The sequence below is a fragment of the Sunxiuqinia sp. genome (assembly GCF_055140945.1).
In genome coordinates this window covers 1-15572 of the sequence record NZ_JBSQYS010000027.1, presented here as the reverse complement: position 1 = coordinate 15572, position 15572 = coordinate 1, and the positions used below count along the sequence as shown (strand labels likewise).

Below are 15572 nucleotides of genomic sequence, written 5' to 3'. Positions count from 1 at the left end.
TAATTGATTATGAGACATTTTTATTAACAGGCGCTTCTTTAAGCTTTTTGATTGTTTTCAAACAAGGATCATCTTCCTCCAGGTATCCTGCCAGTTCATCGTGAGTGAATGTTACTTGAGTTAAATCAACATCAAGCAACTCCGCCAGCTGCCCCCTGAATTCTTCTAAGTTTTTTTCGTCCTTCAGCATAATAGAAGTATTGCGAAGGATCACTTTCTTTACTCGTATCATAAATTTTAGTATTAAGTCCGTTGCATTCCTGCAAGGCGCATTTCTTCTTTTGCTTTACTGATTACTGTCCGACACCAGTCGAGCTGATGTGTTGCTGAGCGGTTGTTTCTTTCTGCCCAGTCAACGAGATATCGCTGATCCTTACACAGGCAGTCAATGAGCGTGTTTGTTGCCTTATGGCTGACGTTAGCCCGTTTTGCATTATCGCGTAGAACTTCCATCAAGTCACTTTTTAAGGCTGTATTCAAATGATGTTTCGCATCGGCCAATAGTTTGCCTGTTCTGGCCATGTAGGTAGACAGTTGATTACCTCTTTCCTGTGCTTCTTCAGCATCCTCACTTTGAGTGATGTTAAGAAAGCTGTCAATAGATGTGAGCTCTTCAATGATTTGCTGTGGAGGTGTAATTGTTAGCTTCATACTATCTGCTTTTTCCCTTTGTATTTGTAGTTGTATATGAAGTCGGATAGTTTTTGCTTTGCGCCTAGAATACCACAAAGACACATGCCGGTTCCTCTGTAATTGGCCTCGGGTATTAACTCAGTCTTTTCACCGTTACTTGTGAAATGTGATGTAACCCTTTTCGCGTTCTTTACCACGTGCTTTTTGCCGTGCACATCAATAGTTTTGAAATTGCTCATAGTTTTTTGGTTAATGTGATTGTGGAGTGGGCTGGACTTGAACCAGCACGAGGGTTGTTCTACTTATGAAAGTCCCAAACAAGTTCCCCTCTCATCATGGGTGATTGCAGCATATTGCTTCAGCGGCTACCAATTTCGCCACCACTCCGTTTGCCTCCCATGGTCCTGGGAGGCTGTCTTGTCGATATGCCAATGACTTAACAACCGTAAAGTACATTAGCTATGAATTGTTAGAACTCCGGGTTTGAGCCGTCCGTGGGCATTTATTAATTTCTTTTGTAGTCAATATGTAATATTAGTGCCAGCATCATCATGAACAAGAAGGCATATAGGCAATGCTTTTTCCCCTCTAAAAGGAATCCGATAAACTCGGCGATACCTAGAACTAAGAATAGTAATGAGAATATTCTGCTTTGTAATTTGATAAGTTTGTCCATAATATATTTGGTTTAGCCCACTGAACTATAATAAGCTAGGTTATACACGTCGAAAGTTTTTCGTATCACTGCGAACTGAAACTCTATTTCAGAATTGCTTGCAACAGATGGAATAAAGATGTAAATGCGGCCTGTTGTCTTGTTGTCTTTTACTTCTCCTACTTCATCAATAGGAGAAGTTCTATCACAGAAGTACGCCTCTAAAGAGTCGAGTAATAGCTTTAAATAGTCTTCACCCAAAGCCTTTGCAATTTTTGCTTGATTTCTTAGTGAGAATCTGTACATCATGATCAAAATGGTGTCTTATTGAGTAATACTTCAGTTCCGGTATCAGCAACAGTTACAGTTTTAGCCGTCGCAACTTCGATTTCTTTTTTGAAGTTGATTTCATGGCTGTTGCCGTCAGAGAGATGGATTAGGACGATGTTGTTAACCTTTGAAAGGTCATTTGCTTCTAGCAATTCCAGAGCTGTTTGAATGCTCATGTGGCTGGTAATTATTCTACTCTTAATCGATGGAGCTAAGCGTCCTGATTCTATATTTGCATCAAGAATATCCACATCGTAATTCACTTCAAGAATGATGTTGTTTAAGCCCTTGAATGTGAACTCAGAATAGAAAGTGTCAGTAAGGAATAGGGTCGTACCACATTCCGGGTGATTGATTAAGTACCCGAAAGGCTCAGCAGCATCATGTATCACGTTAAAAGGGACTACCTTGAACTCTCCTATGCGCACGGAATCCAAAGCCGTAATTGTATTAATCCTGTGATGTGGCTTGAATTTGGTCGCTGTTCCTTTCGAACAATAAACATCAATCGCAGCTTCGGTGAACTGATTGGCGTATGCGGCATGATCGCCGTGTTCGTGAGTTATCAGGCAACCGATAATGTCCATGATTTTAAATTCAATTTGCTTTTTTATCTCCGCCAGCCGAATACCGGCCTCAAGGACCAGTATTTGACCAGATGAAGATTCAAGTAGATAGCTATTGCCCTTGCTGGAGCTTCCGAGTACTTTGAGTTTCATTCTGTCGCTTTTTTGATGACTAAATTCAATTCTTTGAGTTGTGATCCACCAATTCTACTATCTTCAGTTATTCCTTGAGCTTCATACATTGCTTTGGCAGTCAAACAACACTCTAGAAGTTCAGGAGCTGAATAAAGTAGTTTTGCATTGGCTTCCACCTCATCGAAATTATAGGGGTATTTGCCATCCCTTGCATAATTTGATTTAGGATCACATTTAGTAGCTACAGCAATTGTCTTTTTACCGACAACTATTGTGTTTCCAATCCTTTCCCACAATCCTTGTGAAAACTTCTTTTCCATAGCTTATTAATGCGTTGAAGGTTGAGTAACTTTGTATTCAAATGTTCTATCATCAATCTGTCTAAAAACAGTCCAGTAGGAGGCAAATGTCGCTGATCCAAAACCCTCTTTTTCCATACGCTCTCTTCTAAGTTTTTCTGATATAGCAGGCTTCAAAAAGCCAACACAGAAATTCTTAATTATAGATTCATGATATTGGGTTTTACTTTCGTTCTTGACGATATAGTGATAATAAGAATCACCATATGGGCGTCTTTGCCCAGCTTCTTTGGTTTCAACTTTAAAATGATATTCCATAGCTTAAAATCCGGGGCCGGTTTGTTTTTCGATTGTTAACTCAATGTCATGTTCCTTGGCTATTGATAAAATAGAAGCTTCATCACCGATTGCAGTCTGTGACACTCCCAAATCATCCACTAAGAATTTTTTCGCTTCATCAATTGACTTCACGGTGACTTGAGAGAGAGATTCTTTTGTATCTTCCGCCTTTCCAGACTTACTGGATTCTGGTTCATTTACAGGAATAGAAACCTCCTTTTGGTTAGCGTTCTTCTTTTTTTCGGTTTCCTTGACTTCTTCATAAGGAACATCGATAATATCCTTAACTTCATCTTCTGTTCGTATTCCCATGGAAAGCTCCGGTGCGTATGCACGAGTCCAAAAAGTAACAGACCGATATTGAAGCATCAGTTTTGGCATGGTTTGCCATTTACTACCGGATTTTGTATACCAACCTTCTTTAATGGCCATTTCAAGAGAAACAGGAATTGAATCCAATTTTTCATTGGTTCCTTTTTCGGTCGTATAAGCAATGCATTGCCAATTATCCAGTCCGGATGCGTCAAAATGCTTGGTAACTGGCACTCTTCGGTTGTTTTTATACTCATAATCTGTATATTCAACCTTCCCAAGTTTTCCGAGATTCTCCCATTTGTATTTAATGGAGTTGTACCGACCGCAACCGTTAACCGTAGCCGTTAAGAATTTTGCACTCCATGCTGGCTGGCCATGTACTATATACATATTCTGCATGACCATTAGTGGACTGGCGCCGATGCGTTGAGCGGTCTCAACTGCGATCATGCAATTTGCCACTGCTTTTTCCTTGCCAACCTCACTTGTTTGATACATTTTAGGTACCAGTTCGCTTGAAGAGAACATACCACAAACCCTTTGCATTGTTGCGAAGTGGTTATTGTCAAAAAAATTAAATTGTACTGGGGCGGATTGTTGTCTTACCGCCACTTCATTACTTTCAGCTTTCATTTGATTTGATTTTTAATTATGCGACTTCTAATTCTTTGTGAGCTTCTGAGACGTATAGTTCGATCTTTTGAGCCTCTGAGTCCGTAATTTTGGTGATACTTTCCGCATTGTCGATCCATATAGGAGCGACTTGTTCGTAGTGTTTTGAAAGCACGTTGATGATTTCTATTCCTGCGTTAATCTTTGCAGCGTTATTCGCATCAAGCCAAGGCACGCCATCAATAATCGTATCGCAGCACTCAATCAGTCCCCCATTCAGCTGTGTGTCGAACATCCGAAATCTCACACCTTCAAATAGACTGTTGATTTTTGCTTCAAGTAGATCAACCTTGGCTTTCGTGAACTCCTGTATTGTGAATTCGGATTGTTCCAATTCTGCCAGCTGCTGAGAGTATTTTCTTTCCTCATCCAGAAGCTGTTTCTTCCGTTTGTCAGCGGTTTCAATCTGTGACTTTGAGTTTAGGTTCTTTTTTAATCCGTCAAGAGTAGAATTGAGAGCTGTCTTTTTTTCTTTCAGGCCTGAGTTGTCAACCTTCGGAGCTTCTTCTTCAACTGGTTCTTTCTCGAATTCTTCAAGTTCCTTCTTCAATCGCTCGTAGTCAACATTTCCAGAAATCAATGCTTGAACAGACTCAAGGTGTTTTTCCTGCCATTCTTTAATGACAGCCTCATGAGCTTTAATTTGTGATTCATAGTCTACAGACTGAAGCTGTCCAATATCCTTTTGTGTATTCTCAATTTTTATCTTGTAGCCTACTCCTTGAGCTGATATATCGGCAAGCTTTCTTTCTTTTTCAGCATTGAAGTTCACTTTAATTTCAGCTTTTTTGCTTTCGATAGTTTCAGTTGGAAGGTCTTGCTGACATGTGGGACATTTGAAATTGCCTTCATCGCCGAACCCTGGAAATTCCTCTTCATTTACTTTTCCCCATTCTTGGCGCAATCGGTTCTGCTCATCCTGATAGGTCTTAATCCTTTCCTGCAGATCTTTGATTTCTTTGGCTCCGGTTTCAATTTTTCTGTTGATCCTTTGGATTTCTGATTTCGCATTTTCAATTGATTCATTTTTCTCTTTGACCTGATTATTGAATTTCAACCGGCCTTCATGTTCAATGTCAGAGATTTTTGATTTTATTACATGGATCTTTTGTTGGCGCTCCTGTTTCTTTTTGTAGAAATCGTCAAAAATTTTTGATGAATCCTGAAGCTGCTCATCGATGATAGCGATGTTTTTCTCAACCGTTTTAATTTCGTCCTCAATCCAAGCCCAGTCTTTAGCTTCAGGCGTGTTTCTGGTAACCTCGTCAATTCGAGCAGGAATTTGCTTCAGTTCGTCTTTCAGCTTTTTCTTTTTGGCTGCCAGCTCCTTTTTGAATTCGTCAAGGGTTTTATTTCCCATATTTTCAATGAGAGCCGAAAACTCAAGGTTTCCTGATGCGATATCCTGATCGGACACATCTCCGGCAATGGTCGTTAAAATGCTTCTTCTGTCCTGCCATTTTAGGGTGTTAAAGTAGAAAGGAGATGTAAGCATTTTGAAAGTATCCTCCGAAATAACCTGATCGACTTTCTTTTGAAATTCACCGGCCTGCATTGGCACATCGTTCCAGTAGAATAGCGTTTCATGGCCTTGGAGCTCCGGTTCGCTTGATCCGCGACGGGTAACCCATTTCTCGCGATAAACACGTTTAAGGATCATATCCTCACCATCTACATCAAATTCACAGACAACTTCGTGGTCTAGCTTGTGAATCGGTTGGTTGTTCGCATCAAATGTTTTGATAGAGAAATCTTTCCTCCCTGTTGAGTCTTTCCCAAATAGAAGCCATGTAAAGGCATCAACAAGGGTTGTTTTTCCGGTGGCATTGTCACCAAAAATCTTGGTGGTACCGTTAAAAACGGTCTCGAAATCCTTGATCCCTTTGAAATTGTGAAGGATCAGCTTTTTAATTTTTACCTGTTTCATGATTTGATTCTTTTGATTTTTACTGAGACTATCTGTTTTCTATAATTTGCTTGATTTTTGTGGCCGGTATAACATTTTGCATGTCAAGCATCCGGCTTGCGGTTTCTAATTCAGATCGTTTGTAGTAATACTTTGCTCTTGTTTTATTGCCGGATGGATAACCGACTATCCAGCGCTTTCTGCGCCATTCTTTCACTTGTTTTTCTCCATAGATTGTATTTGCTTGTTTTTCACTAATGTTTTCTTCTATGAGCCCAAGCTCTTTGGCTAGATTGATGACTCCTACTTGTATTCCAATTGCAAAAGCCTTTTCTACCTTTTTGTCAATTTTATCATCCATTTTGCACTGTTAATTTGAGTTGAGATAAGCGAGTTGAAAAAATATGTTCTTAACACCATTGCGACGCTTCGCAGGGCTGTGCTGTTAATGTTCGAATAAATTGTGCTGTTTTGCGTAGGAAAAGAATTCAGCTATTGAGTGAACATTCACTCTTCGGAATGCATTTCGTTTGTGGGTTTTGACTGTTGATACTGAGAGGCATGTTTGTTCAGCTATTTCCTCCGGTTTAATTCCTTCATAATAGAGCTGCATTACATCAAGTTCTCTATCTGTAAGCTTAGAGTTGAACTTCGGCTTACAAACGATTCCTTCAACCGGACATTCTCCCCTAAGCGGACACTCTATTTCCTCAAAATTCAGGCTCCCGAACTGGTCAATATCCAATATACTGTCATACTTTCCAAAATTGCATTTGATGAATCTGCGAGCGATGTGAAATTCATAAAACCCAGGTACTGACTTCAGCTTCTCATAAACTTTTGATAAAGCTGTTAATGATTGGGGATAGAATTCATCTATAATGTTCATCATTGATGAGATGAACTGCCTATCGCTTACTTTGAGCTGTCTAACGCCTTTCTCAGAGTGAATCATAACGTCTCCTTTTGGGGTAATGTAAAATTCAATGTTTTTCATGTCAGCTGATGATTGTTTGTCTGGTTCTGTAGTACTCTTCAAATTTTTGCTCGTTGGTCAGCTGCTGCTCTTTGAGATGATTTTCGAACGATTTCAAATAAGCCTCTTCGCCCATAGACTTGATGAATTGACTCCTTTTAGAGGTTAGGCTTGCATCAGTTGATCTGTTTTGTGGTTTCATAATGCCTAATTTTCAGGGAAAAGAGGTTCTACATCACACTTGAGGAGCCTGGCCACTGCCTGTTTTTCCAGAAGGTTAGGTTTAGCTGTGCCATATGCCCACCTACGAATGCTCCCGGGGTGTTTCCCTGTTTTTTGAGCAGCAACAAAAAGAAACTCGTCAAGCGGTGTTAATGGATTGTTGGGGTTTGTTTTTGGCTCATCCTTTAGCGCATTGTAATACTCCACAAATGGTAGATTTTCAACATTTGGGCGGATTTTTGGATTTACATTCTGTTTATTCATTATATTTGAATATTGGTTATTGAATCTTATTGATTGAATAATCAAGTAGGGAGGCAATTTTCAGATTGCCGTCGTGGATTGCCTCCCGTTTTTTGATCTTGTAAAAACTATTGAGCGGTGCGCTCTTGGTTTTTACTTGGTGTAAAGATAAACAAACAAGTTTGATAAATGCAAACAAAATTGAAAAATAACTCAAACTTCTTTGAAAGAATTTTGCAAATAATTGAATTCTACAACATTAAGAATGTGTCTGAATTTGCAAAAAAGAACCTTGGATATGATTCGCCTGAAAAAATTAATCGGTTGAAGAAAGATGGAGCCAAACCTTCCTATGATATAATTCAGGATATATCAAACGCGTTTGAAGAACTAAATTCAGGTTGGCTTGTCACCGGGAAGGGTAAAATGATAAATGAAGATTATTTACCTGATATTGACAAACTACCACCTGAACTTCTGCATACCACAACTATAAAGGCTGTTCCCTATTATGATATAGACATTACAGCATCAATAAAAGAAAGCTTTACCGACGTTATGGAAGAGCCAGAGTTTTACGTAGATTTTAAGCCATTTAATGATTGTACTGCCTACCTCCCTGTATGGGGAGACAGCATGTTCCCAACTTACGCTAGCGGTGAAATTGTTGCAGTTAAAAAGGTAGATAATCCAGATATAATACTTTGGGGTGAAGCTTATTTGATAATCACAAACGAGATTGCTAATAATATGAAGACAGTAAAATTGCTTTATCCTCATGATGATGAGGACAAAATTATCCTTAGAGCATCCAATCCGAACTTCAAAGGGGACACTGTTATTCCGAAAGAATCAATTCTTAACCTTTATACAATAAAAGGAAAGATTACCAGAAAGCAACTTTAAAACATATAAATAACCAAAATTACTATGAAACTATTTTTACTATTTTTCTTTACAGTTTTTATAACTATTACAAGTTGCACAACAACTAAATATTATTCGAAAAATACTTATCTCCTTGATTTCAGACCTTATGCTGATCAAGGTTTTTTGATGAGTACAACTACAATTGGGGAATCATACAAAGCACTTGGTGATATTATGATTGAATGCGAATCAGGCTATACAACCAAAGATGGTAAATCTCCAAATCAGATAGATAATCCAGGAGTCGGATCGGATGAAAATCCTATTTATTCTTCATACACTATTAAGAAGGGAAAATATAAGCAGTGGGAGGTTCAAGAAGTGCTTGACCTTTTATACGACGAAGCTAAAGAAATTGGAGCAGACGGCGTCATTAATATAAGGTTGACAAGTACCGGGCATAGTGGCTCTACAGACTTTGAAATAAGTGGTCTGGCCATTGAATTAATTAATTAGAAGTTATAATCAGGGTGCGATGAGAGTGTCAGTTTCCGAATACTACCAGACTGATCTTTTCAGGTTAATGCCTGAGGATATGTTTGATCTATTGGATGAGGCTTATTTTTATAAGCGGCCTAAGGTAAAGATCCCTGATCGGCTCATAGAAACATTTGAAAAGAACAAGGAGAAAGATGGATAGCTTTCAAATCAAGATATTATTTCCTCAAAGTCGGTCGAAATACTTTAGACGGGTTTTGAATCTTGCTCGTGAGTTTGAAAACTTCAAGCCGGGTAATCCAAATGTTTTATCAATCGAGAGGGAAGAGGAGCTCTTAGAAAAGTGGGAGTATTTCAATCTTCTTTTTTGGCGAGTTGTAGATTGGCGGGGTTCAGCTGTTGAGTTCGATGGCCAACGGTATCAATCGCACTGTGATAAAACTCGTATTTTTTATGCCTTGCAGGATAATAAGCAGAATCATATGTGTTCGGTTGTTGATCAGATCAAAGAAATAAGAAGGGTCTATTTCTACGACCTGGAATCGAAGATGAATAATGTATTAATACTGAATTAAATGAACAGTCGAAATACAGTCGATTCTAAAGATATCATGATTGCTTCACTGAGAAAACAACTGCAGGAAGCATTACAAAAGAATAGCGCAATGGAGCAGGAAATTGCATTGCAGGAGAATGAAATAATCCGGTTAAAACGGATCATCGGAGACCACAAAAATACGAGTCGTACTTGAAATATCTTTGAACAACTAATTATGTATTTTTCAACTATCATGCATACAGCCAATTACAAAGGTCGACCAGACGCTTTGGGAGCAGGGGGTCCCAGGTTCGAATCCTGGTATCCCGACAGATTGAAAATCAAGGAGTTAGACCAATATCTAGCTCCTTTTTTTTTGGCCCGGGTACAACATGGGTACAACAAAATTGGACTGTAGGTGAAAGCTGTTAGACCGTCCGAAGATTCGCGTAAGTTTAAGCCTGTTCAACCAGCTTTTCCAAAAAAATACTTCTATCCCCGTTATCTACAGGAAGACACTATTCAACAGCCTATCCGTGACTCATTGTCATGATGCTGCATATTTTACAAATGCAAATAACTGTATTGGGTGGGTTAACGTTTTTAAAATGCAAAGAAATTCGGCTATAGGCACAAAGTCATGCGAAAAAATGTATTCTCACACATAAAGTCGCCAGAGAGAATTAAAAGCTTATTACTTCCTTACTGGTTACCTCCCACTGGTCGAAATTTGCGATGGAGCAATTCGAGTTTCATCAAAAAATTGTGAGCATGCTGATTCCTGACTGTTCTTTCACCCCTTTAATGACAACAAAACTGCCTTTCCCATAACCTTCTACCGGATTTTCGACTCGTTGTGTCGCCGGATCTTCAAGGGTTTGAACGGTTTGGGTAACCCTAAATTTGTTATTCTCCAGGAGCTCGATGACTTCGGGGACAGAGAAAAAGTGGGCATGTTTGTAAAACTGGCTGTTTTTCTGCTCGCTTTCCAAAAATCTTCCAAAACGGGTTTCCTTATCCAGGCTTGCTATAATTATTTCCCCCTCGTTTTTCAGAATTCGGTATGCCTCTCTCACAGCCAAGTCTGGATTATCAATAAAGCACATGGAGGTAATAAACAAAGCAAAGTCGAAGGAGTCGTTTTCGTAAGGCAGGTTTTCGGCAACACCTTTTTGCGCCTCCAACCCTCTTTGCCGGGCATATTCCAACATTTTTTCTGATGGGTCAATGCCAAACCGGATACCGAGTTGTTCGGCAAAAATGCCGCTGCCAATACCAATTTCAACTCCTTTTTTATCAGCCGGAACCACTTGCTTCAAGGCGAGCAGCTCCGATTGAAAAAGGACTTTATTTTCAACAAACCAGGCTTCGTATTCTGAAGTAAGCGTGTCGAACGGATTTTGCTTCATCACCAAGTTTTTAAAAGGTAATCACTTTGTCGCTATCTGCTACCCATTCAGTTAATTCGGCCATGGTGCTGATTTCAGTTCCTTCAATAAGCTCAGCATTCTTTAATCCACGGGCATCGGCGCAAGAACCGCAAATTTTTACTTTGGCGCCTTTTTTAATGGAGTACTTCATCATTCGTTCGATGTTGTAGTAGCCGTTGGGCGTAGTATGCCCGGCTACGGCGCAGGACGCTGCATCGGCCATCAGGAAAATCCGAACTTCCACATCTTCGTGGGCTTTGTTCAGTTGGTTCGCCAAGCGGATTCCGTTATAAGCTTTTTCTGTTCCGTAAGGTCCGTCGTTAATTAAAATCAAAATTTTCTGCATTTTAATGTATTTTTAAATGATGTATAAATAATATTCTATGAGATGGATTCCATCAATTCTTTTAATTTTCTGAACATGGTGTTGGCATCAGCAAATAGTTCAGGATTGGATTTTATTGCATCGAGCATAATTCCCATATTCATGGTTGAGATTATGGTTTCCCCGTTGTTTTCATAAATAGCCAGTTTGCACGGCATGAAAATGGAGAAATGGGGAAATCCGGTTAACATTGCTGCAGCTGTTTTAGCCTGGCAGATTTCATACACCCAAACTTTGCGGTTGATTGGAAAACCTTTGCTTTCAACTATTTCGTGATAAATATAAGTTTGAAGCAATGCGAATTTATTTTCTTCACACGCTGCCTGTACTTTTTCCGTTACTTTTTCTATGGGTTGTTTACTTGAAATATTATGGGTAAACATCTCAATCATTTTTTCCGCTGGCATGGCTGCCTTCATCAATTTTTGTAGCATAATTTGCTTTTAAAAAGTTAATACGATTTTATTTTTTCTCACGATTCCGTATAAGTCGGCCATCGATGAAAAAGTGCAAATTTGGGGTCCATCCATATTGCGGCTTTGCAAACAAGTCCCGCAGCCTTGAATCTTTCCTCCTTTTTCCAGGAACTTGTCCACCTGTTCTTCCAAATCTTCGTTTTCTTTCACCAGATTATCAACTTCCACCCCTTTTGCAAGGAGGAAAACCTGAACCGTGTCACCCTGATTTATTGAGTGATTGGCGAGCCTGAAAGCATTCCATACGGTTTCAATATCGTTGGAATAAATCACCATTCCGATGGATGTGGGAGAATACTGCTCAGGTTTCGAATTACCCGATGCCGAAAAGCCGTTTGACAGAAACAGTAAAACGATGGCGAGAGAGAAAATTATTTTTTTCATTGCATGTATCATTTAAAGGTTATTTTGCGTGACTAAGTTGATTTACAGCTGTTGAAATGGCTTCAATAGCGTGGTCTATTTCTTTTTTTGTGGTGAATTTTCCCGTTGAAATTCGTACTGTTCCGGCCGCTGTTTTCCGGTCGGTTTGCATGGCTTTTAACACCGACGATATTTCAACAGAATCGGCATGGCAGGCCGAACCGGTGGAAAAACTCACCCGGCTGCTGATAAATGACGCCAGCGTGTGTGCTTCCACTCCTTCAAAGGCAATGCTCAAGGTATTGGGCAGGCAATTATCCAGGTCGGCATTCAGCTTTATTCCGGTCCGCACTTTGTCTTTTAACCCATCCAACAGGCGCTGCCTCATTTGAAACAGATGCTGTTTGTTCCCATCCAGATTTTTGTTGGCCAATTCACAGGCTTTGCCCAGTGCAACGCTATAAGGTACATTTTCGGTTCCGGGGCGCAATCCACGTTCCTGTCCTGCTCCAAAAATCAGGTTTTCCAGTTTCACTCCATTCCGGATATACAGAGCACCGATTCCTTTTGGTGCATACAATTTATGTCCCGCAATCGAGAGCAAATCAACATTCAGTTCATTGACATCGGTTTCAATTTTTCCAAGCGATTGGGCAGCATCGGTATGGAAAATCACGCCATGCTTTTTGGCCAGTTCTCCAATTTCTTTTAAAGGCTGAATGGTGCCCACTTCATTGTTGGCGTGCATGATGGAAATCAGCACGGTATCAGGACGCACCGCGTTTTCAACGTCTGCCGGATTTATTTTCCCGAAGGCATCAACCGGGAGCCAGGTAATTTCGCAACCCTGTTTTTCCAGGGATTTGCAAACCTCCGTCACTGCCGGGTGCTCCACCTGCGATGTGATCATGTGTTTGCCTTTTTGCTGATTTGCCAAAACAGCTCCCCGGATGGCGTGATTGTTCGATTCGGTGCCACCACTGGTAAAAATAATTTCTTCGGGCAACGCGCCGATAAGATTTGCCACCTGCCTTCGCGCCTTTTCAATGGCTTCCCTGTTGTTCCTTCCAATGGCATAACTGCTCGAAGGGTTTCCAAAATGCGAGTGAATGTAAGGTAATATTTCGTTTGCCACTTCCGGAGCGATGGGCGTGGTGGCGTTGTAATCAAGATAAATTGGTACGCTCATTCTTTTTGAATTTAGATTCCTACTGCCAATTGGACGGTAAAAATATTTTGGTTTTCAAATTCTGAATAATCAATCATTGTATAATCCAGACTGAGTTTAGCATTGTGCCCTTTGAGATAATAATTGAGCCCGCCGCTGAAAATGCTGGTATTATCCTTTTGTTCTATTGAAACTGTTTCGTATCGGAAATAGGGTTGGATGTTTCCCACAGCAACCGGCGTATTAAAATAATAGCCGGCCTGGATGTAAAAAAAATCGGCATCATCGGAAGGGGCAAGCTGCGCAAAATTGTTCGCCTGGGTACTGTTTTTAAGGTTGATGTAAGCACTTTCTGCTGTTACCGCACCATTGCCGGCGGGATGGTCAAAAAACGCATCCATGGTCCATATAAAATTGTCCTGTCCCGGCTCGTTATTCAGGGTAAGGTTGTTTTGCGAATCGAAAGCAGCGCCAATACTCATCACTTTTTTCTGCCCAAGGTAAGTCCCCTGGTTAAACCAGCCTGTTTCGGGTTCCAGCAGATTGAAAACCCCTCGGGCAACCACACGCAAATTATCTTCCGGGTTGATGCTGCTTTCCACTCCTTCGGAAACCATTAACCGGTACTGAAATAAGCCATCGAACGGATTGCCCCAGATAGTGACTCCATCATCCCTCCCCACTTTGCTGGTATAAAAAATCCCGCCTCGAATTCCACCTTGCATAAACGAAAGGTCGGTGGTTAAAAGCGACTTGGTGGACGTGGTACCGTAGTTCCGGGTAAGTGGAACGTACATTCTGCCTGCCTGAACCTTGAAACTTTCATCCAGGTCCAGGGTGATCCACAAATCACGGAAAGTCAAACCCGTGCCAAGCCCCATTGACGGATTGTCCAAGCCATCTTGGCCAAACCGGTCAACAGCAATGTGGGTAAAAAAGCTAAGGTAGGCAGTGGGCTGACCTTTGACTGAAAGATAGCCTCTGCGGAGCATGAAGTCATTCAGGTTGTGGTCTCCTTTTCCATTTTCAACCTGTTGGTAACAGGCCTGGGTCCAAAAACCAATTTCAATTTTACTTTGAGCTTCACCTTTATTGGGCGAAATGAACACAACAACAACGAATATGGCCAGGCATTTTTTCATTGTGAGAAATTTTTAGCTTGATGAATTTTACCGGTTTTCTTTTTCCAGTTGCCTCATTTTCCATTCCGGATAACCTTCGTCCAATCTCCTGACTTTAAACCCGTTTTCGGAAAGTACCCTCACCGCCTCATCGGCCAGAACACAAAATGGCCCGCGGCAATAAGCAATAATTTCCTGCTCTTTCGAAAAATCTTTCAGGCAGCACAACAACTCTTTCATCGGCACGGAAACCGCCCCGGTAATGTGGTCGAACTCATATTCTGTCGAGGGCCTGACATCCATCAGCAACACATTTTTGTTGTGAATCATCGTTTCCAGTTCGTCAAGGCTTACCGAGTTGAGTGCTTTATTGTCTTCACGCTGCCGGTTCAACGTTTTTTCCAGTTCGGCAATTTCGGTAGTGGCATATTTCGTAATGTGCTGGTAAAGCGCCAGAAATTCGCTATTCACAAGGGAATAATAAACGTAATGTCCTTCTTTTCTCGATTTTACAATGTTGTTGTTTTTTAGAACTTGCAAATGTTGCGAGGCGTTGGCCACTGTCAGGTTGGTGGCTGCCACAACCCCTTCCACGCTCTTTTCACCTTGAGAAAGCATCTCGATGATTTCCAATCGAGCGGGGTTGGCCAGGGCTTTCATCAATTTTGCAAGCCCATCGTACATGGCATCTTTGAATTCACGTCCTTTCATTTTCTTCGTTTTATTTTCGACAAAGATAATCTCTTAATTCAATGATTCAAGAGATATATTGAATAATTGACAAATATCCCGGCAAATAAATTAGTTAACTAAAACCAATATGCATTCAGTTCTCTTTATTCTCCATCATTCTCCAAATTTTTCCCCACCCAATTCAACCCAAAATCCACCAACCCGCACCACCGGCGCAATTTTCATTTGACAGCATTTGTTTTATTTATTAAGTTTAATCTTTCGTCACCAGGGCTGTTGAAAACAAAGAAAACAGAAAATGGATGCACTAATACGTAAAGCCGGGCAGATTTTATACCTGTTGGATTTAAGGATCAGGAAGCTGCTTTATTACAGGATCCTTCGAAACCATACTTCCATGATCGTATCTATTTGGATTTTCCTGACGGTAATTTTTTTGACGGTATTATGGGGACTGGGATACTCGGACGAAAAGGCGGTTATGTATTCCATTGGTTTAAGCGTTGTGTTCTTCATTATGCTGGTTTTAATGGGAGCATACTACGAAGCAAAACGCTTGCAAGCCAATGAACTCAACTCGTGCTTTCATTTCACCCGGTCCAACATGAACGGTATCGTCATTTCGGAGTTGGGCTTTTTGGAAACGGACCGTGAGAACCTGAACCTTGTGCTCAATAACCTCCAGCCCAAAAGTAAAATCGACTTCAAACTGGTTTCCGACAACCGGATTGCGGCAGAC

Annotated in this window: 26 protein-coding genes and 1 tRNA gene; 6 read left to right on the top strand and 21 right to left on the bottom strand. The window is 40.6% G+C overall.

Translation table 11 applies throughout. The features are described 5' to 3' along the window. Positions 1 to 7: 7 nt before the first annotated feature. From ACTB00_RS13045 to ACTB00_RS12980, 14 genes are all read right to left on the bottom strand, one after another. Positions 8 to 232, bottom strand: a complete 225-nt coding sequence (locus tag ACTB00_RS13045; protein WP_463300360.1) for a hypothetical protein — start codon at positions 230 to 232, stop codon at positions 8 to 10. A gap of 11 nt (positions 233 to 243) precedes the next feature. Next, positions 244 to 651 (bottom strand): hypothetical protein, encoded by a 408-nt coding sequence (locus ACTB00_RS13040; protein ID WP_463300359.1) that lies wholly within the window; start codon positions 649 to 651, stop codon positions 244 to 246. After that, complete coding sequence (locus ACTB00_RS13035; RefSeq protein ID WP_463300358.1) at positions 648 to 872, bottom strand: hypothetical protein; 225 nt, start codon at positions 870 to 872, stop codon at positions 648 to 650. Before ACTB00_RS13035 ends, ACTB00_RS13040 begins: the two co-directional genes overlap by 4 nt. Positions 873 to 894: 22 nt before the next feature. Beyond that, a tRNA-OTHER gene (locus ACTB00_RS13030) sits at positions 895 to 1020 on the bottom strand. A 301-nt stretch (positions 1021 to 1321) separates the two neighbouring features. Then, the gene (locus tag ACTB00_RS13025; RefSeq protein WP_463300357.1) at positions 1322 to 1597 is read right to left on the bottom strand and encodes a hypothetical protein; all 276 of its coding nucleotides are present in this window, start codon (positions 1595 to 1597) and stop codon (positions 1322 to 1324) included. 2 nt (positions 1598 to 1599) lie between these two features. Continuing rightward, positions 1600 to 2337 (bottom strand): MBL fold metallo-hydrolase, encoded by a 738-nt coding sequence (locus tag ACTB00_RS13020; RefSeq protein ID WP_463300356.1) that lies wholly within the window; start codon positions 2335 to 2337, stop codon positions 1600 to 1602. After that, positions 2334 to 2639, bottom strand: a complete 306-nt coding sequence (locus tag ACTB00_RS13015) for a hypothetical protein (protein WP_463300355.1) — start codon at positions 2637 to 2639, stop codon at positions 2334 to 2336. The genes ACTB00_RS13020 and ACTB00_RS13015 overlap by 4 nt, the downstream gene beginning before the upstream one ends. Before the next feature lie 6 nt (positions 2640 to 2645). Further along, positions 2646 to 2936: a hypothetical protein gene (locus tag ACTB00_RS13010; RefSeq protein ID WP_463300354.1), complete on the bottom strand. Its 291-nt coding sequence runs from the start codon at positions 2934 to 2936 to the stop codon at positions 2646 to 2648. A gap of 3 nt (positions 2937 to 2939) precedes the next feature. Further along, positions 2940 to 3905: a hypothetical protein gene (locus ACTB00_RS13005; RefSeq protein WP_463300353.1), complete on the bottom strand. Its 966-nt coding sequence runs from the start codon at positions 3903 to 3905 to the stop codon at positions 2940 to 2942. Positions 3906 to 3921: 16 nt separating this feature from the next. Next, positions 3922 to 5871, bottom strand: a complete 1950-nt coding sequence (locus ACTB00_RS13000) for an AAA family ATPase (protein WP_463300352.1) — start codon at positions 5869 to 5871, stop codon at positions 3922 to 3924. 28 nt (positions 5872 to 5899) lie between these two features. After that, positions 5900 to 6211, bottom strand: coding sequence for a hypothetical protein (locus ACTB00_RS12995; RefSeq protein ID WP_463300351.1), 312 nt, complete (start codon positions 6209 to 6211; stop codon positions 5900 to 5902). Between the two features lie 84 nt (positions 6212 to 6295). Beyond that, on the bottom strand, positions 6296 to 6847 hold the full coding sequence (locus ACTB00_RS12990; RefSeq protein WP_463300350.1) for a response regulator transcription factor: 552 nt from the start codon (positions 6845 to 6847) through the stop codon (positions 6296 to 6298). A gap of 1 nt (position 6848) precedes the next feature. Next, positions 6849 to 7028: a hypothetical protein gene (locus ACTB00_RS12985; protein WP_463300349.1), complete on the bottom strand. Its 180-nt coding sequence runs from the start codon at positions 7026 to 7028 to the stop codon at positions 6849 to 6851. 5 nt (positions 7029 to 7033) lie between these two features. Further along, positions 7034 to 7312 (bottom strand): helix-turn-helix domain-containing protein, encoded by a 279-nt coding sequence (locus tag ACTB00_RS12980; protein WP_463300348.1) that lies wholly within the window; start codon positions 7310 to 7312, stop codon positions 7034 to 7036. Between the two features lie 168 nt (positions 7313 to 7480). On the opposite strand from ACTB00_RS12980, the gene ACTB00_RS12975 reads away from it, so the two are divergent. Genes ACTB00_RS12975 through ACTB00_RS12955 form a run of 5 tightly spaced genes read left to right on the top strand, consistent with a single transcriptional unit; the run spans position 7481 to position 9411 of the window. Next, the gene (locus ACTB00_RS12975; protein WP_463300347.1) at positions 7481 to 8197 is read left to right on the top strand and encodes a S24 family peptidase; all 717 of its coding nucleotides are present in this window, start codon (positions 7481 to 7483) and stop codon (positions 8195 to 8197) included. Positions 8198 to 8221: 24 nt separating this feature from the next. Beyond that, complete coding sequence (locus tag ACTB00_RS12970; protein WP_463300346.1) at positions 8222 to 8677, top strand: hypothetical protein; 456 nt, start codon at positions 8222 to 8224, stop codon at positions 8675 to 8677. Between the two features lie 19 nt (positions 8678 to 8696). After that, positions 8697 to 8861, top strand: a complete 165-nt coding sequence (locus ACTB00_RS12965; RefSeq protein WP_463300345.1) for a hypothetical protein — start codon at positions 8697 to 8699, stop codon at positions 8859 to 8861. Continuing rightward, the gene (locus ACTB00_RS12960) at positions 8854 to 9234 is read left to right on the top strand and encodes a hypothetical protein (protein WP_463300344.1); all 381 of its coding nucleotides are present in this window, start codon (positions 8854 to 8856) and stop codon (positions 9232 to 9234) included. Before ACTB00_RS12965 ends, ACTB00_RS12960 begins: the two co-directional genes overlap by 8 nt. Next, the gene (locus tag ACTB00_RS12955) at positions 9235 to 9411 is read left to right on the top strand and encodes a hypothetical protein (RefSeq protein ID WP_463300343.1); all 177 of its coding nucleotides are present in this window, start codon (positions 9235 to 9237) and stop codon (positions 9409 to 9411) included. Between the two features lie 541 nt (positions 9412 to 9952). Here the strand turns inward: ACTB00_RS12955 and ACTB00_RS12950 are convergent. Genes ACTB00_RS12950 through ACTB00_RS12920 form a run of 7 tightly spaced genes read right to left on the bottom strand, consistent with a single transcriptional unit; the run spans position 9953 to position 14851 of the window. Then, the gene (locus ACTB00_RS12950; protein WP_463300342.1) at positions 9953 to 10606 is read right to left on the bottom strand and encodes a class I SAM-dependent methyltransferase; all 654 of its coding nucleotides are present in this window, start codon (positions 10604 to 10606) and stop codon (positions 9953 to 9955) included. A 10-nt stretch (positions 10607 to 10616) separates the two neighbouring features. Further along, positions 10617 to 10973, bottom strand: a complete 357-nt coding sequence (locus ACTB00_RS12945) for a DsrE/DsrF/TusD sulfur relay family protein (protein WP_463300341.1) — start codon at positions 10971 to 10973, stop codon at positions 10617 to 10619. A gap of 35 nt (positions 10974 to 11008) precedes the next feature. Then, positions 11009 to 11446 (bottom strand): DUF302 domain-containing protein, encoded by a 438-nt coding sequence (locus ACTB00_RS12940; protein WP_463300340.1) that lies wholly within the window; start codon positions 11444 to 11446, stop codon positions 11009 to 11011. Positions 11447 to 11455: 9 nt separating this feature from the next. Next, positions 11456 to 11872 carry a DsrE family protein gene (locus ACTB00_RS12935; protein WP_463300339.1) on the bottom strand — a complete coding sequence of 139 codons (417 nt, stop codon included), beginning with the start codon at positions 11870 to 11872 and terminating at the stop codon, positions 11456 to 11458. 19 nt (positions 11873 to 11891) lie between these two features. After that, positions 11892 to 13040 (bottom strand): cysteine desulfurase family protein, encoded by a 1149-nt coding sequence (locus ACTB00_RS12930; RefSeq protein ID WP_463300338.1) that lies wholly within the window; start codon positions 13038 to 13040, stop codon positions 11892 to 11894. Between the two features lie 11 nt (positions 13041 to 13051). Next, the gene (locus ACTB00_RS12925) at positions 13052 to 14161 is read right to left on the bottom strand and encodes a porin (protein WP_463300337.1); all 1110 of its coding nucleotides are present in this window, start codon (positions 14159 to 14161) and stop codon (positions 13052 to 13054) included. Positions 14162 to 14188: 27 nt separating this feature from the next. Continuing rightward, positions 14189 to 14851, bottom strand: coding sequence for a metalloregulator ArsR/SmtB family transcription factor (locus tag ACTB00_RS12920; RefSeq protein WP_463300336.1), 663 nt, complete (start codon positions 14849 to 14851; stop codon positions 14189 to 14191). 280 nt (positions 14852 to 15131) lie between these two features. On the opposite strand from ACTB00_RS12920, the gene ACTB00_RS12915 reads away from it, so the two are divergent. Beyond that, a partial coding sequence (locus ACTB00_RS12915) for a hypothetical protein (protein WP_463300335.1) occupies positions 15132 to 15572 on the top strand: 441 nt, incomplete at its 3' end.

Excerpts from the sequence above, each read along its gene's own strand:
- ACTB00_RS13045 (WP_463300360.1), bottom strand. The coding sequence starts at position 232 with ATGATACGAGTAAAGAAAGTGATCCTTCGCAATACTTCTATTATGCTG.
- ACTB00_RS13040 (WP_463300359.1), bottom strand. The coding sequence starts at position 651 with ATGAAGCTAACAATTACACCTCCACAGCAAATCATTGAAGAGCTCACA.
- ACTB00_RS13035 (WP_463300358.1), bottom strand. The coding sequence starts at position 872 with ATGAGCAATTTCAAAACTATTGATGTGCACGGCAAAAAGCACGTGGTA.
- ACTB00_RS13025 (WP_463300357.1), bottom strand. The coding sequence starts at position 1,597 with ATGATGTACAGATTCTCACTAAGAAATCAAGCAAAAATTGCAAAGGCT.
- ACTB00_RS13020 (WP_463300356.1), bottom strand. The coding sequence starts at position 2,337 with ATGAAACTCAAAGTACTCGGAAGCTCCAGCAAGGGCAATAGCTATCTA.
- ACTB00_RS13015 (WP_463300355.1), bottom strand. The coding sequence starts at position 2,639 with ATGGAAAAGAAGTTTTCACAAGGATTGTGGGAAAGGATTGGAAACACA.
- ACTB00_RS13010 (WP_463300354.1), bottom strand. The coding sequence starts at position 2,936 with ATGGAATATCATTTTAAAGTTGAAACCAAAGAAGCTGGGCAAAGACGC.
- ACTB00_RS13005 (WP_463300353.1), bottom strand. The coding sequence starts at position 3,905 with ATGAAAGCTGAAAGTAATGAAGTGGCGGTAAGACAACAATCCGCCCCA.
- ACTB00_RS13000 (WP_463300352.1), bottom strand. The coding sequence starts at position 5,871 with ATGAAACAGGTAAAAATTAAAAAGCTGATCCTTCACAATTTCAAAGGG.
- ACTB00_RS12995 (WP_463300351.1), bottom strand. The coding sequence starts at position 6,211 with ATGGATGATAAAATTGACAAAAAGGTAGAAAAGGCTTTTGCAATTGGA.
- ACTB00_RS12990 (WP_463300350.1), bottom strand. The coding sequence starts at position 6,847 with ATGAAAAACATTGAATTTTACATTACCCCAAAAGGAGACGTTATGATT.
- ACTB00_RS12985 (WP_463300349.1), bottom strand. The coding sequence starts at position 7,028 with ATGAAACCACAAAACAGATCAACTGATGCAAGCCTAACCTCTAAAAGG.
- ACTB00_RS12980 (WP_463300348.1), bottom strand. The coding sequence starts at position 7,312 with ATGAATAAACAGAATGTAAATCCAAAAATCCGCCCAAATGTTGAAAAT.
- ACTB00_RS12975 (WP_463300347.1), top strand. The coding sequence starts at position 7,481 with ATGCAAACAAAATTGAAAAATAACTCAAACTTCTTTGAAAGAATTTTG.
- ACTB00_RS12970 (WP_463300346.1), top strand. The coding sequence starts at position 8,222 with ATGAAACTATTTTTACTATTTTTCTTTACAGTTTTTATAACTATTACA.
- ACTB00_RS12965 (WP_463300345.1), top strand. The coding sequence starts at position 8,697 with ATGAGAGTGTCAGTTTCCGAATACTACCAGACTGATCTTTTCAGGTTA.
- ACTB00_RS12960 (WP_463300344.1), top strand. The coding sequence starts at position 8,854 with ATGGATAGCTTTCAAATCAAGATATTATTTCCTCAAAGTCGGTCGAAA.
- ACTB00_RS12955 (WP_463300343.1), top strand. The coding sequence starts at position 9,235 with ATGAACAGTCGAAATACAGTCGATTCTAAAGATATCATGATTGCTTCA.
- ACTB00_RS12950 (WP_463300342.1), bottom strand. The coding sequence starts at position 10,606 with ATGAAGCAAAATCCGTTCGACACGCTTACTTCAGAATACGAAGCCTGG.
- ACTB00_RS12945 (WP_463300341.1), bottom strand. The coding sequence starts at position 10,973 with ATGCAGAAAATTTTGATTTTAATTAACGACGGACCTTACGGAACAGAA.
- ACTB00_RS12940 (WP_463300340.1), bottom strand. The coding sequence starts at position 11,446 with ATGCTACAAAAATTGATGAAGGCAGCCATGCCAGCGGAAAAAATGATT.
- ACTB00_RS12935 (WP_463300339.1), bottom strand. The coding sequence starts at position 11,872 with ATGAAAAAAATAATTTTCTCTCTCGCCATCGTTTTACTGTTTCTGTCA.
- ACTB00_RS12930 (WP_463300338.1), bottom strand. The coding sequence starts at position 13,040 with ATGAGCGTACCAATTTATCTTGATTACAACGCCACCACGCCCATCGCT.
- ACTB00_RS12925 (WP_463300337.1), bottom strand. The coding sequence starts at position 14,161 with ATGAAAAAATGCCTGGCCATATTCGTTGTTGTTGTGTTCATTTCGCCC.
- ACTB00_RS12920 (WP_463300336.1), bottom strand. The coding sequence starts at position 14,851 with ATGAAAGGACGTGAATTCAAAGATGCCATGTACGATGGGCTTGCAAAA.